Below are 13,860 nucleotides of genomic sequence, written 5' to 3' on the forward strand. Positions count from 1 at the left end.
ACCGCGTGAATAAGCTCGTCCCTTTTTTATAAGGAACGAGCTTTTTTGATTTTTATTATAAAGGAGATAGTAGGATGAATATCTTAGAAGAGTTGGAATGGCGGGGACTAATCAATCAAGTCACGGACCGGGAAGGTTTGGAAGATTTATTAAATACACAATCTGTTACATTGTATTGCGGGTTCGACCCGACAGCAGACAGTCTTCATATCGGCCACCTTGTACCAATTGTCATGCTGAAAAGATTCCAGAAAGCTGGACATAAGCCAATAGCACTAGTTGGTGGTGGTACGGGTATGATTGGTGACCCGAGCGGACGTTCAGCGGAGCGCTCTTTGAACACTGCAGATGTTGTGATGGGTTATGCGAACAGTATCCAGGAGCAAATTGGTCGTCTTGTAAAATTCGGGGAAGGGGAGAACCCTGTCGTATCTCGGAATAACCATGACTGGTTAAGCAATATGACATTTATTGATGTATTACGCGATGCAGGAAAGCATTTCAGCATTAACTACATGCTTGCGAAAGAATCTGTTTCTTCTCGGATTGAATCAGGTATTACGTACACGGAATTCAGTTACATGCTGCTTCAGTCGATTGACTACATGAAATTGTATGAAGAAGAGAATGTTCAGCTGCAAATTGGTGGTAGCGATCAGTGGGGGAACATTACAGCAGGAATGGAAATGATCCGCCGGACGAGAGAGAATCCGGAAGAAGAGGAAGTTAACGTATTCGGTTTAACCGTTCCATTAATTACGAAAGCAGACGGTACGAAATTCGGAAAAACTGCTGGTAACGCAATCTGGCTTGATCCGGAAAAAACGACTCCATATGAATTTTACCAGTTCTGGATCAACACAGACGATCGCGACGTTGTGAAATTCTTGAAGTACTTCACATTCCTCTCAAAAGAAGAAATTGAAGAGCTAGAGAAAGAAGTAGAAACACAGCCAGAGAAGCGAGTTGCCCAAAGAAGACTTGCTGAAGAAATGACAAAAATGGTCCACAGTGAGGAAGCGCTCGAGCAGGCAATCCGCATTTCAGAAGCATTATTCAGCGGGAATATTAAGGAATTATCGATCTCGGAAATCGAGCAAGGATTTAAAGATGTGCCGACACATGCTTTAGATAAAGAAGATATCGGTTTAGTCGACTTGCTCGTTCAAGCGAAGATTTCCCCATCGAAACGCCAGGCAAGAGAAGATATTTCAAATGGTGCGATCTACATTAATGGCGAAAGACAGCAGGACGTCGCATACACAATAACTGCAAACGACCGTATCGAGGATGTATTTACCATCATCCGCCGCGGGAAAAAGAAATATACCCTAATTGATTTTAGTTAAACTTTGATAAAGAGCTTAACAGGAACAAACCTGTTGAGCTCTTTTCTGAATTGGGACAGAGGGTCAGAGCATTTGTCCCAGTGAAAACCTCTGTCTGTCATCTATTGGTGGTTATCAAAAAGTGAGGAAAATGATAAACGTTCTATATTCCCTACAATGGCAATAGTTCATGTGATAGTGCACGGACAAGCATACTCTCTTGCTCATAGCCGCCAACAATCTATTAAAAAAGAAATGAGAGGGTCTCTCGCCGCATTCCATGACCTGAGTCTTTCATAGATTGTTCATTTTTTCGGTAGCTGCGTTCGCTAAAATTACATGATATAATATCTTTAAGTAAAAATGAGCAGAAGGCACAATGATGGATCAAGCGAAACCCTCATTGGCGGTGGAGAAAATCTATCAAATTTGTTTGATTACGTTATCGTGCGTAAACAAACGAGGGAAGCATGGGTTATATCTGCACATCAAACTGGACTATTTGAAATTACGGGTTCTTAGAAGGAAAGAGTTAACTAGAGATTTGGAAGGACTATCCTTTAAATGTGTTGGTTTAGAAATAGAACTAAATCAGAAAGGTGTGCTTAATCCATGTTAACCACAGCTTGTATTGGTGTGAGTGCGAAAAATCATCAAGTATTAACTGTTTAGAAATGGTAGAAGCTGAAACCAAATCGGCAAAAGAATGGGAAATAGAAAAGTTAATGCAAGGAGGGATAAAATGAGAATAGGAACCATTGGAACAGGCCCGATTGTAGATACCTTCTTATCAGCATTAGATAATGTGGAAGGTGCGGATTGCATAGCGATGTATACACGCCCGAATTCGACTTCGAAGGCAGAATCGTTGGCCGCTAAATATAACGTAAAAAAAATATATACAGATTTAGAAGAAATGTATAGCAATCCAGATATCGATTTTGTTTATATAGCCTCCCCTAATAGCTTACATTTTGAACAAGCTTTCAAGGCATTACAACAAGGTAAAAATGTAATTTGTGAAAAACCGTTTACTTCAACGGTACGTGAGGCGGAGAAGCTTATAGAATTAGCTAAAGAGAATAATTTAATGTTATTTGAAGCTATTTCCAACATTCATTTACCGAACTTTAGGATAGTTGAGGAAAATCTCAAGCTGCTGGGAGACATCAAGGTCATTCAATGTAATTATAGTCAGTTATCCAGTCGATATTTAAAACTATTAGAGGGGGAAATTCCGAATATCTTTAACCCGGAATTCTCTGGAGGAGCTTTATCTGATCTTAATATTTATAATTTACATTTTGTTATCAAGTTATTTGGTCAACCTGAAAAAGTCCAATATATGGCTAATAAACATTCAAATGGAATTGATACATCTGGTATCGTCACAATGGAATATTCGGGTTTTGTAGCCCAATGTGTTGGTAGTAAGGATACCAATAGTATGAATTTTATCCTGATTCAAGGAGAGAATGGATTTATACATGTCGTTGGTGATCCGAATTCTTGTACAGAAGTTTTACTTCATTTAGGTGATAAGGAAGTAAAATTGAACAACCAGGCTCTATCAAACAGGTTGTACTATGAGCTCGAAACCTTTAATCAAATATACAAAGAAGCAAACTATGTTAAGTGCTATGGTTTATTGGATCATTCACTTTCAGTCATGAAAACATATGAGAGGGCTAGAGAAGATGGAGGAATTGTGTTTGCAGTAGATAAACAAGCATAATTTGTATAATAAATATCAAATGATCAGTTAGTTAATCGCAAACTTAAATCCCGCGTCATAAAGCCCAAAAAATTGAGGCTGGGACATAACTTCTTAGCATGGTTATAAATCTGAACAAATGATAAGAAAGAGCATCAACAACCGCTCCGGGAATATACTACGCTTTCCGCAGGCGGCTGGTGAGCCTCCTCGGGCTGCCGCCCTGCGGGGTCTCACCGATGCCGGCCGACGAACAGGAGGTTCTAGTGCCGGCGTTGGTCACAGGACGTGACCGTACTTAGCCGACCTCCTGCTGGAGTCTCCGTATATTCCCGGAGCTAGTTAGCAGTTTTGTTCGGATTTAATTCATATTAGAATAGTTATGTCCCAGCCTCTTTTAATTTACTCTTTGTACTTCTGAGGATTAATAATTTTTTGTTAATAATGATGCAGCAGCTTCATCCATGATGAATGTCACATTAGGATGCTTTTGTAAAATAGAAGCTGGGACATCTTCGGTAATAGGTCCTTCGAGTGTATCCTTAACGGCCTGTGCCTTTCTCTCACCTGATGAAGCAACTAAAATATGTTTTGCTTCCATGATATCCGCAAGCCCCATTGTCAACATTTGTGTTGGAGCCTCTTCACGAGTTAAACCTTGATATTTCATTGTACTTTGAATAGTTGATTCATCACTGTCAGCTAAGAAAAGTCGTGAATCAAAATCTGTACCAGGTTCGTTGGCTGCTAAATGAGCATTTGTACCTAAACCGACAATCTGTAGATCTCTTGGATACTTCGTCAAGATCTCGTTATAACGATCGATTTCTTTATGTATATTGCTGACGCTTCCATCCATAAGGCCGATAAATTTAGGCTTAGATTTAATTAGATCATAAAACTTCTTGTGCATATACGTATATACCGTAAACTTTTTATCTCTATCGGAAATATACTCATCCAAGTTAGTGAAGATGGAATGATTGATCTTGAGGTCATCGTTATTAATTGCTTCCACAAGCAATTCAAACGTTCCATCATAACTTGCACCTGTTGTCGTATTAATGCTCGGCTCATCATTATTTTCCAACGTCTCTTTGATGACCTCGAAAGACTTTTGTGATAACTCATCATAATCTTTAACTTTAATAATATTCATAAAGCATTCTCCTCTTGTCTTTAATATACCGTAATGTGCATACATGCAAATTTGTAAATCGAATTTCAGATTTCTATATCATTCTCTTACTGTTCTAACAGCTAACTACCGCCAGCTAGGTCTTAGGTTTATTAACTGCTATAATTTTAGTCATTTCTTTTATATCCTGATAAGTCTTTTCGTCTATTCCGTTATCTGTAACAATATAATCAAAATCATGTACGTCTCCAATTTTATAACCATAGTCCTTTCCAAATTTACTACTATCAGCTACAAGAATTTTACATTTCGAACGTTTCATAACAGCTCTTTTCGTAAAGGCATCGTTATTATCTAGTAGAGTAACTCCCGACGTAACACTAATTCCTTCTGCTCCTATTAAACAATAATCAAAATTAAAATTTTGAATGAAATCACTAACTTGAATACCTAAAAATCCTTGAGAAAGATCACGGTATTTACCTGGAACGGAATACAAATTTATTTCTTCATAATTTGAGAGTGAATTCATAACTAATAACGAGTTTGTATAGAATGTACAATTCTTTTTTTGGAATATTTCTTTTGCTGCTGCGAGCGTAGTTGTTCCGGTTTCTATGAAAACCAAACTACCAGATGGGATAATTTTATTGCAATAGTTGCCGATAGCTTTTTTTTCATTAATATTTGCTAATTCTTTGATAGACATTGGCTTTTCTAAAATACTATTTTCCTTATATGTTGCCCCTCCATAAATTAGATTAATTTCACCTTCCTTTTCTAATTCATTTAAATCGCGACTTATCGTCATCGTTGAAACACCAAATTGTTTGGCTAGCTCTTTAGACCTCACTTCGCCATTTACTTTTATCATTTCTAATATTAATTTTCGTCTTTTAACCTGATTCAATCTCAACCCCCCTAAAACTAAAGGTAGCAATATATAATGATCTGGATAAAACAACCGTAACATTTATTCACAAAAAGTACAACAAGATTTAACATGAGGAACTGAAAACTGTTTACTTATGTTGTTTTGTTAGGTATAATATTGTTGTGAGAACCCTTACAATTAAAAGGAGGGAGGAAAACGAATAGAGGAAAAATACTATCATTATTAGATTCAATAAAGAAATGGAGTAGGTCGAATGGTCCGATCAATCAATTCAAAAGTCGATTTAGTAGTCGATGCAACCTCACATCTGGGTCTTTCGGAGTATGGTAAAATCATGATTGGAGATAAAGGCTTTGAATTTTACAATAGTAGGGACCCTAGTAAGTTTATTCAAATTCCCTGGGAGGAAGTTGATTACGTGATTGCTTCAGTCATGTTTAAAGGGAAATGGATTCCACGTTTTGCTGTTCAAACGAAGAAAAATGGAACGTTTTCATTTTCTTCTAAAAAACCACGAGATGTTTTCATAGCGGTTCGTAAATACGTTGAACCGAATCGCATGGTTCAATCATTAAGTTTCTTCGACGTTATTAAACGCGGATTGAAGGGTGTTTTCAAAAGGTAATCCTGTCACGTTCATGACAGCTTTCTGTTAGGGATTCCTTACAGAAATTCATCAATCCGCAATCCGCGAGTAAAAGGATTTTATACGTAAAATGTAATGTGACTTTCGGGCAGAAGTGGTAATCAGTGCAGTTTTAATATCCTTTATCCACAAATTTTACTAAAGAAATTATATTAATACGGTAAACTGAAAACGGTACCATGTATTGAAACTTACTTTTTGTGAAGATGAAAAAGAGATTGTTCATTCTATTAGTAATCTATTGTTACGAAATAAACTTACTAGAAATTCTGCATTAATAATAGTGATTACAGATACTTTTAAAGTTATTTATATTATTAATCTGTAACAAATTATAAAAGGAGGTAAAAAGATGGTAGGAATTATTCTTGCAAGTCATGGTGATTTTGCCAATGGTATCTTGCAATCTGGAGAAATGATCTTTGGGGAGCAAGAAAATGTGAAGGCTGTTGTACTTACACCAAGTGAAGGTCCTGATGATGTTAGGGCAAAAATGAAAGAAGCAATCGCCTCTTTTGACAATCAAGATGAAGTATTATTCCTAGTTGATCTATGGGGAGGAACCCCTTTCAATCAAGCAAACGGCCTGTTAGAAGAACGCGAACGTAAGGACACGTGGGCAATTGTTGCTGGTTTGAACTTGCCGATGTTAATTGAAGCATTCGCGTCACGAATGTCAATGAATACATCGCATGAAATTGCTGCACATATTTTGAATACAGCGAAGGAAGGCATCAATGTATTACCTGAAAAATTACAACCAAAAGTACCAGCAACAAAACCAGCTGCTGCTAAATCGTCAAATGTAGGTACGCCTGGTAAATTTGAATATGTTTTGGCACGTATCGATACACGTTTGCTTCACGGACAAGTCGCAACTTCTTGGACAAGAGCGACAAATCCAACTCGCATTATCGTTGTATCTGATGTTGTTGCGAAGGATGAACTTCGTAAAAAAATGATCCAAGAAGCTGCTCCACCGGGAGTAAAAGCGCATGTTGTTCCCATCCATAAAATGATTGAGCTTGCACAAGATGATCAACACTTCGGAGGACAGCGTGCGCTACTTCTTTTTGAAACTCCACAAGACTTGCTTAAAGCAGTCGAAGGTGGCGTTCCATTGGAGACAATCAACGTAGGTTCAATGGCACACTCAACAGGTAAAGTTCAACCAAATAGGACGTTGGCATTTAACCAAGATGATATTGATACTTTCGCTAAGTTGAAAAAACTTGGTTTGAAGTTTGATGTCCGTAAAGTCCCAAGTGATACAAAACAGAACATGGACGAAATTCTCAAACGGGCGCAAGAAGAGTTAAACAAAAGACCCTAATTATACGGGGTAAAGGAGGATTAATCATGGTTTTGGATTTGAATGTAATTCAAATAATATTAATTTTGATCATAGCATTTATAGCTGGAATGGAAGGGATTTTAGACCAATTCCATTTTCATCAACCAATTATTGCTTGTACGCTCATCGGCTTAGTTTCAGGACAATTAGTACCAGCCCTTATTCTCGGAGGTACCCTGCAATTGATCGCTTTAGGTTGGGCAAATATCGGAGCTGCTGTCGCACCGGATGCAGCGCTAGCATCTGTAGCTTCTGCAATTATATTAGTTTTAAGTGGACAAGGTGAAGCCGGGGTATCTTCTGCAATCGCTATCGCCGTTCCACTTGCAGTTGCAGGTTTATTATTGACAATTATTGTCCGGACAATTACGACAGGGATCGTACACATTATGGATAGTGCTGCTGAAGAAGGTAATATCCAGAAAATTGAAATTTGGCAAATGATTGCTGTCTCACTACAAGGATTACGTATTGCTATTCCGGCTGGATTAATATTAGCTATTGGGGCGGGTCCGGTTAGAGGATTACTTGAAGCTATGCCATCTTGGCTAACAGATGGTTTAGCAATTGGTGGTGGAATGGTCGTAGCGGTTGGTTATGCAATGGTTATTAACATGATGGCTACCAGAGAAGTATGGCCATTTTTCGCGATTGGTTTTGTTTTAGCAACAGTTTCGGAAATCACACTTATCGGTCTTGGTGTTATCGGCTTGTCTCTTGCACTTATCTATATTGCACTTTCTAAAAAGGGTGATTCTGGCGGCGGAAACGGCGGCAACTTTGGTGATCCACTAGGCGATATTATTGATAATTATTAAAAAGGAGGCAGACATAAAATGGAACAAGAAATAAGATTAACTAAAAGAGATCGTATTGCTATTTGGTGGCGTTCAACTTTTCTTCAAGGATCTTGGAACTATGAACGTATGCAAAATGGTGGCTGGGTATATTCGATGATTCCCGCAATCAAGAGATTATATACAACTAAGGAGGATCGTTCAGCTGCTTTACAACGACACTTAGAGTTTTTTAATACTCACCCATATGTAGCTTCACCTATTCTTGGTGTAACATTAGCACTTGAAGAAGAACGTGCAAATGGTGCTCCTGTTGATGATGTTGCAATTCAAGGGGTTAAAGTAGGTATGATGGGACCATTAGCGGGTGTAGGGGATCCACTTTTCTGGTTCACTGTTAAGCCAATCCTTGGTGCATTGGCGGCTTCACTAGCTATGACCGGTAACCCCCTTGGTCCAATTATTTACTTTGTTTTCTGGAACCTCATTCGTATGGGAACCATGTGGTATACACAAGAACTCGGTTACAAAGCCGGTTCTAAAATCACGGAAGACTTATCTGGTGGCCTGCTTCAGGATATTACGAAGGGGGCATCCATCCTTGGTATGTTCATCCTTGGTGCATTAGTAAACCGGTGGGTATCGATAACATTTACACCGATTGTTTCTTCAGTTAAACTGAGCGAGGGTGCTTATATTGATTGGGCAAATTTACCTGCAGGTGCAGAAGGGATTAAAACTGCGCTGGAACAGATGGCTGCTGGTCTTTCGTTGAGTGAGACCGAAATAACCACTTTACAAGATAACTTGGATATGTTAATTCCTGGTTTAGCTCCATTGCTGTTAACGCTTTTCTGTATGTGGTTGCTTAACAAGAAAGTTAACCCAATTGTAATCATTCTAGGATTGTTCGTTGCAGGTGTAGTCTTCCACGTATTAGGTATCATGTAAAAAATCCTCATCATCCGTACGCTTAAGGTAGGATTAATGTGGCGTCCTATCTACAAGGGTGGGTGGCTTTTTAACATGACGGTTCAGGTTTTTGATCGTGTGGGTTGTGAAGATTATACTAGTATTAACTAAGGATATTAATTAGATAAGGAGTTTATTATGTTAACAATAGGGTTTATTGGAAATGGGAAAAGTACAAATAGATATCATCTGCCGTTTGTACAACAAAGAGAGAATATAAAAGTAAAAACAATCTATCAAAGAAATCCTAACCGTGAAAGCTGGGATAGGATTCCTGGAGTAAATTATATTTCTGATTTAGGTGAACTATTAAATGATAAGGAAATTCAACTTATTGTGATTTGTACAGGAATGGACAGTCATTATGAATACGCAAAATTAGTATTAGAACATAATAAACACTGTTTGGTTGAAAAACCTTTTATGGAAACCTCTGAACAGGCTAAAGAAATATTTGCAATGGCCAGAGAAAAAGAATTAATTGTTCAGCCGTATCAAAATAGACGTTTTGATAGCGACTTTTTAACCGTTCAAAAGGTTATTGAAGAAGGAAAACTAGGTGACTTACTAGAAGTGGAAATGCATTTTGACTATTATCGTCCTGAAATACCGGAGTCTGCCCATTCATTTGATCGTGTTGAGTCATTTTTATATGCGCATGGTACGCATACAATAGATCAGGTTATTAGTTATTTCGGTAAACCGGATGATATACACTATGATGTAAGGCAATTATTAGGACAAGGAAGAATGAATGATTACTTTGATTTGGATTTATATTATGGTAATTTAAAGGTATCTGTTAAATCGAGTTATTTTAGAATCAAAGAGAGACCCAGCTTTGTCGTTTATGGCAAAAAAGGGAGCTTTGTGAAAAAAACTAAAGATCGCCAGGAAGAACACTTAAAGTTATTTTATATGCCTAACTCAACTTTCGCAGCCCAAACTAGGCAGGTATACCTTGATATAGTTAGGTAATCCCGCAAACCAATACTGTAGTTGACTTTTGATTAACTTTTTGAATTTCTTGTTCGTTTTATTCTGTGAAGATGAAAAAGAGATTGTTCATTCTATTAGTAATCTATTGTTACGAAATAAACTTACTAGAAATTCTGCATTAATAATAGTGATTACAGATACTTTTAAAGTTATTTATATTATTAATCTGTAACAAATTATAAAAGGAGGTAAAAAGATGGTAGGAATTATTCTTGCAAGTCATGGTGATTTTGCCAATGGTATCTTGCAATCTGGAGAAATGATCTTTGGGGAGCAAGAAAATGTGAAGGCTGTTGTACTTACACCAAGTGAAGGTCCTGATGATGTTAGGGCAAAAATGAAAGAAGCAATCGCCTCTTTTGACAATCAAGATGAAGTATTATTCCTAGTTGATCTATGGGGAGGAACCCCTTTCAATCAAGCAAACGGCCTGTTAGAAGAACGCGAACGTAAGGACACGTGGGCAATTGTTGCTGGTTTGAACTTGCCGATGTTAATTGAAGCATTCGCGTCACGAATGTCAATGAATACATCGCATGAAATTGCTGCACATATTTTGAATACAGCGAAGGAAGGCATCAATGTATTACCTGAAAAATTACAACCAAAAGTACCAGCAACAAAACCAGCTGCTGCTAAATCGTCAAATGTAGGTACGCCTGGTAAATTTGAATATGTTTTGGCACGTATCGATACACGTTTGCTTCACGGACAAGTCGCAACTTCTTGGACAAGAGCGACAAATCCAACTCGCATTATCGTTGTATCTGATGTTGTTGCGAAGGATGAACTTCGTAAAAAAATGATCCAAGAAGCTGCTCCACCGGGAGTAAAAGCGCATGTTGTTCCCATCCATAAAATGATTGAGCTTGCACAAGATGATCAACACTTCGGAGGACAGCGTGCGCTACTTCTTTTTGAAACTCCACAAGACTTGCTTAAAGCAGTCGAAGGTGGCGTTCCATTGGAGACAATCAACGTAGGTTCAATGGCACACTCAACAGGTAAAGTTCAACCAAATAGGACGTTGGCATTTAACCAAGATGATATTGATACTTTCGCTAAGTTGAAAAAACTTGGTTTGAAGTTTGATGTCCGTAAAGTCCCAAGTGATACAAAACAGAACATGGACGAAATTCTCAAACGGGCGCAAGAAGAGTTAAACAAAAGACCCTAATTATACGGGGTAAAGGAGGATTAATCATGGTTTTGGATTTGAATGTAATTCAAATAATATTAATTTTGATCATAGCATTTATAGCTGGAATGGAAGGGATTTTAGACCAATTCCATTTTCATCAACCAATTATTGCTTGTACGCTCATCGGCTTAGTTTCAGGACAATTAGTACCAGCCCTTATTCTCGGAGGTACCCTGCAATTGATCGCTTTAGGTTGGGCAAATATCGGAGCTGCTGTCGCACCGGATGCAGCGCTAGCATCTGTAGCTTCTGCAATTATATTAGTTTTAAGTGGACAAGGTGAAGCCGGGGTATCTTCTGCAATCGCTATCGCCGTTCCACTTGCAGTTGCAGGTTTATTATTGACAATTATTGTCCGGACAATTACGACAGGGATCGTACACATTATGGATAGTGCTGCTGAAGAAGGTAATATCCAGAAAATTGAAATTTGGCAAATGATTGCTGTCTCACTACAAGGATTACGTATTGCTATTCCGGCTGGATTAATATTAGCTATTGGGGCGGGTCCGGTTAGAGGATTACTTGAAGCTATGCCATCTTGGCTAACAGATGGTTTAGCAATTGGTGGTGGAATGGTCGTAGCGGTTGGTTATGCAATGGTTATTAACATGATGGCTACCAGAGAAGTATGGCCATTTTTCGCGATTGGTTTTGTTTTAGCAACAGTTTCGGAAATCACACTTATCGGTCTTGGTGTTATCGGCTTGTCTCTTGCACTTATCTATATTGCACTTTCTAAAAAGGGTGATTCTGGCGGCGGAAACGGCGGCAACTTTGGTGATCCACTAGGCGATATTATTGATAATTATTAAAAAGGAGGCAGACATAAAATGGAACAAGAAATAAGATTAACTAAAAGAGATCGTATTGCTATTTGGTGGCGTTCAACTTTTCTTCAAGGATCTTGGAACTATGAACGTATGCAAAATGGTGGCTGGGTATATTCGATGATTCCCGCAATCAAGAGATTATATACAACTAAGGAGGATCGTTCAGCTGCTTTACAACGACACTTAGAGTTTTTTAATACTCACCCATATGTAGCTTCACCTATTCTTGGTGTAACATTAGCACTTGAAGAAGAACGTGCAAATGGTGCTCCTGTTGATGATGTTGCAATTCAAGGGGTTAAAGTAGGTATGATGGGACCATTAGCGGGTGTAGGGGATCCACTTTTCTGGTTCACTGTTAAGCCAATCCTTGGTGCATTGGCGGCTTCACTAGCTATGACCGGTAACCCCCTTGGTCCAATTATTTACTTTGTTTTCTGGAACCTCATTCGTATGGGAACCATGTGGTATACACAAGAACTCGGTTACAAAGCCGGTTCTAAAATCACGGAAGACTTATCTGGTGGCCTGCTTCAGGATATTACGAAGGGGGCATCCATCCTTGGTATGTTCATCCTTGGTGCATTAGTAAACCGGTGGGTATCGATAACATTTACACCGATTGTTTCTTCAGTTAAACTGAGCGAGGGTGCTTATATTGATTGGGCAAATTTACCTGCAGGTGCAGAAGGGATTAAAACTGCGCTGGAACAGATGGCTGCTGGTCTTTCGTTGAGTGAGACCGAAATAACCACTTTACAAGATAACTTGGATATGTTAATTCCTGGTTTAGCTCCATTGCTGTTAACGCTTTTCTGTATGTGGTTGCTTAACAAGAAAGTTAACCCAATTGTAATCATTCTAGGATTGTTCGTTGCAGGTGTAGTCTTCCACGTATTAGGTATCATGTAAAAAATCCTCATCATCCGTACGCTTAAGGTAGGATTAATGTGGCGTCCTATCTACAAGGGTGGGTGGCTTTTTAACATGACGGTTCAGGTTTTTGATCGTGTGGGTTGTGAAGATTATACTAGTATTAACTAAGGATATTAATTAGATAAGGAGTTTATTATGTTAACAATAGGGTTTATTGGAAATGGGAAAAGTACAAATAGATATCATCTGCCGTTTGTACAACAAAGAGAGAATATAAAAGTAAAAACAATCTATCAAAGAAATCCTAACCGTGAAAGCTGGGATAGGATTCCTGGAGTAAATTATATTTCTGATTTAGGTGAACTATTAAATGATAAGGAAATTCAACTTATTGTGATTTGTACAGGAATGGACAGTCATTATGAATACGCAAAATTAGTATTAGAACATAATAAACACTGTTTGGTTGAAAAACCTTTTATGGAAACCTCTGAACAGGCTAAAGAAATATTTGCAATGGCCAGAGAAAAAGAATTAATTGTTCAGCCGTATCAAAATAGACGTTTTGATAGCGACTTTTTAACCGTTCAAAAGGTTATTGAAGAAGGAAAACTAGGTGACTTACTAGAAGTGGAAATGCATTTTGACTATTATCGTCCTGAAATACCGGAGTCTGCCCATTCATTTGATCGTGTTGAGTCATTTTTATATGCGCATGGTACGCATACAATAGATCAGGTTATTAGTTATTTCGGTAAACCGGATGATATACACTATGATGTAAGGCAATTATTAGGACAAGGAAGAATGAATGATTACTTTGATTTGGATTTATATTATGGTAATTTAAAGGTATCTGTTAAATCGAGTTATTTTAGAATCAAAGAGAGACCCAGCTTTGTCGTTTATGGCAAAAAAGGGAGCTTTGTGAAAAAAACTAAAGATCGCCAGGAAGAACACTTAAAGTTATTTTATATGCCTAACTCAACTTTCGCAGCCCAAACTAGGCAGGTATACCTTGATATAGTTAGGTAATCCCGCAAACCAATACTGTAGTTGACTTTTGATTAACTTTTTGAATTTCTTGTTCGTTTTATTCAAAGCATC

The 13,860-nt window shown here is 38.1% G+C and carries 12 protein-coding genes, 2 pseudogenes and 1 other annotated feature (1 of these 15 only partly in view); of the genes and pseudogenes, 12 read left to right on the plus strand and 2 right to left on the minus strand.

The genetic code is table 11. The features are described 5' to 3' along the window. Positions 1-26: a binding site (T-box leader), on the plus strand; it begins 184 nt to the left of the window's first position. A gap of 48 nt (positions 27-74) precedes the next feature. The 3 genes from tyrS (at position 75) to GN217_RS11085 (ending at position 3,063) form a co-directional block, all read left to right on the plus strand. Next, positions 75-1,349 carry a tyrosine--tRNA ligase gene (tyrS, locus tag GN217_RS11075; protein WP_156856745.1) on the plus strand — a complete coding sequence of 425 codons (1,275 nt, stop codon included), beginning with the start codon at positions 75-77 and terminating at the stop codon, positions 1,347-1,349. A gap of 342 nt (positions 1,350-1,691) precedes the next feature. Continuing rightward, positions 1,692-1,850: a hypothetical protein gene (locus GN217_RS11080; RefSeq protein ID WP_156856746.1), complete on the plus strand. Its 159-nt coding sequence runs from the start codon at positions 1,692-1,694 to the stop codon at positions 1,848-1,850. Positions 1,851-2,070: 220 nt separating this feature from the next. After that, positions 2,071-3,063 carry a Gfo/Idh/MocA family protein gene (locus tag GN217_RS11085; protein WP_156856747.1) on the plus strand — a complete coding sequence of 331 codons (993 nt, stop codon included), beginning with the start codon at positions 2,071-2,073 and terminating at the stop codon, positions 3,061-3,063. 403 nt (positions 3,064-3,466) lie between these two features. On the opposite strand, the gene GN217_RS11090 is transcribed toward GN217_RS11085, so the two are convergent. Then, positions 3,467-4,201 carry a glucosamine-6-phosphate deaminase gene (locus GN217_RS11090; RefSeq protein ID WP_156856748.1) on the minus strand — a complete coding sequence of 245 codons (735 nt, stop codon included), beginning with the start codon at positions 4,199-4,201 and terminating at the stop codon, positions 3,467-3,469. A 115-nt stretch (positions 4,202-4,316) separates the two neighbouring features. After that, positions 4,317-5,090, minus strand: a complete 774-nt coding sequence (locus tag GN217_RS11095) for a DeoR/GlpR family DNA-binding transcription regulator (protein WP_156856749.1) — start codon at positions 5,088-5,090, stop codon at positions 4,317-4,319. Positions 5,091-5,328: 238 nt separating this feature from the next. Here GN217_RS11095 and GN217_RS11100 point away from each other — a divergent pair, with 238 nt between their 5' ends. The 9 genes and pseudogenes from GN217_RS11100 to GN217_RS11140 all read left to right on the plus strand — a co-directional run. Continuing rightward, positions 5,329-5,700, plus strand: a complete 372-nt coding sequence (locus tag GN217_RS11100; RefSeq protein WP_156856750.1) for a DUF956 family protein — start codon at positions 5,329-5,331, stop codon at positions 5,698-5,700. A 373-nt stretch (positions 5,701-6,073) separates the two neighbouring features. Beyond that, entirely contained in the window at positions 6,074-7,054 is a 981-nt protein-coding gene (locus GN217_RS11105) for a mannose/fructose/sorbose PTS transporter subunit IIA (protein ID WP_156856751.1), read from the plus strand. A 38-nt stretch (positions 7,055-7,092) separates the two neighbouring features. Beyond that, a complete protein-coding gene (locus tag GN217_RS11110) occupies positions 7,093-7,893 on the plus strand; it encodes a PTS mannose/fructose/sorbose transporter subunit IIC (RefSeq protein ID WP_305080913.1) in 801 nt (266 codons plus the stop codon). An 18-nt stretch (positions 7,894-7,911) separates the two neighbouring features. Continuing rightward, entirely contained in the window at positions 7,912-8,823 is a 912-nt protein-coding gene (locus GN217_RS11115; protein ID WP_156856752.1) for a PTS system mannose/fructose/sorbose family transporter subunit IID, read from the plus strand. Between the two features lie 159 nt (positions 8,824-8,982). Further along, positions 8,983-9,774, plus strand: a pseudogene (locus tag GN217_RS11120) (Gfo/Idh/MocA family oxidoreductase); the annotation flags it as partial. A 265-nt stretch (positions 9,775-10,039) separates the two neighbouring features. Next, on the plus strand, positions 10,040-11,020 hold the full coding sequence (locus tag GN217_RS11125; RefSeq protein ID WP_156856751.1) for a mannose/fructose/sorbose PTS transporter subunit IIA: 981 nt from the start codon (positions 10,040-10,042) through the stop codon (positions 11,018-11,020). Between the two features lie 38 nt (positions 11,021-11,058). Continuing rightward, complete coding sequence (locus GN217_RS11130; protein WP_305080913.1) at positions 11,059-11,859, plus strand: PTS mannose/fructose/sorbose transporter subunit IIC; 801 nt, start codon at positions 11,059-11,061, stop codon at positions 11,857-11,859. An 18-nt stretch (positions 11,860-11,877) separates the two neighbouring features. Beyond that, positions 11,878-12,789, plus strand: coding sequence for a PTS system mannose/fructose/sorbose family transporter subunit IID (locus tag GN217_RS11135; protein ID WP_156856752.1), 912 nt, complete (start codon positions 11,878-11,880; stop codon positions 12,787-12,789). Between the two features lie 159 nt (positions 12,790-12,948). Continuing rightward, positions 12,949-13,740 (plus strand): annotated as a pseudogene (locus GN217_RS11140) (Gfo/Idh/MocA family oxidoreductase); the annotation flags it as partial. Between the last annotated feature and the right edge of the window lie 120 nt (positions 13,741-13,860).

The organism is Oceanobacillus sp. AG, from assembly GCF_009746545.1.
Taxonomy (GTDB): domain Bacteria; phylum Bacillota; class Bacilli; order Bacillales; family Amphibacillaceae; genus Oceanobacillus; species Oceanobacillus indicireducens.

What these genes read in the sequence shown, in the direction of transcription:
- GN217_RS11100 (WP_156856750.1), top strand. Translation starts at nt 5,329, where the DNA reads ATGGTCCGATCAATCAATTCAAAAGTCGATTTAGTAGTCGATGCAACC.
- GN217_RS11085 (WP_156856747.1), top strand. Translation starts at nt 2,071, where the DNA reads ATGAGAATAGGAACCATTGGAACAGGCCCGATTGTAGATACCTTCTTA.
- tyrS (WP_156856745.1), top strand. Translation starts at nt 75, where the DNA reads ATGAATATCTTAGAAGAGTTGGAATGGCGGGGACTAATCAATCAAGTC.
- GN217_RS11115 (WP_156856752.1), top strand. Translation starts at nt 7,912, where the DNA reads ATGGAACAAGAAATAAGATTAACTAAAAGAGATCGTATTGCTATTTGG.
- GN217_RS11090 (WP_156856748.1), bottom strand. Translation starts at nt 4,201, where the DNA reads ATGAATATTATTAAAGTTAAAGATTATGATGAGTTATCACAAAAGTCT.
- GN217_RS11105 (WP_156856751.1), top strand. Translation starts at nt 6,074, where the DNA reads ATGGTAGGAATTATTCTTGCAAGTCATGGTGATTTTGCCAATGGTATC.
- GN217_RS11125 (WP_156856751.1), top strand. Translation starts at nt 10,040, where the DNA reads ATGGTAGGAATTATTCTTGCAAGTCATGGTGATTTTGCCAATGGTATC.
- GN217_RS11080 (WP_156856746.1), top strand. Translation starts at nt 1,692, where the DNA reads ATGAGCAGAAGGCACAATGATGGATCAAGCGAAACCCTCATTGGCGGT.
- GN217_RS11135 (WP_156856752.1), top strand. Translation starts at nt 11,878, where the DNA reads ATGGAACAAGAAATAAGATTAACTAAAAGAGATCGTATTGCTATTTGG.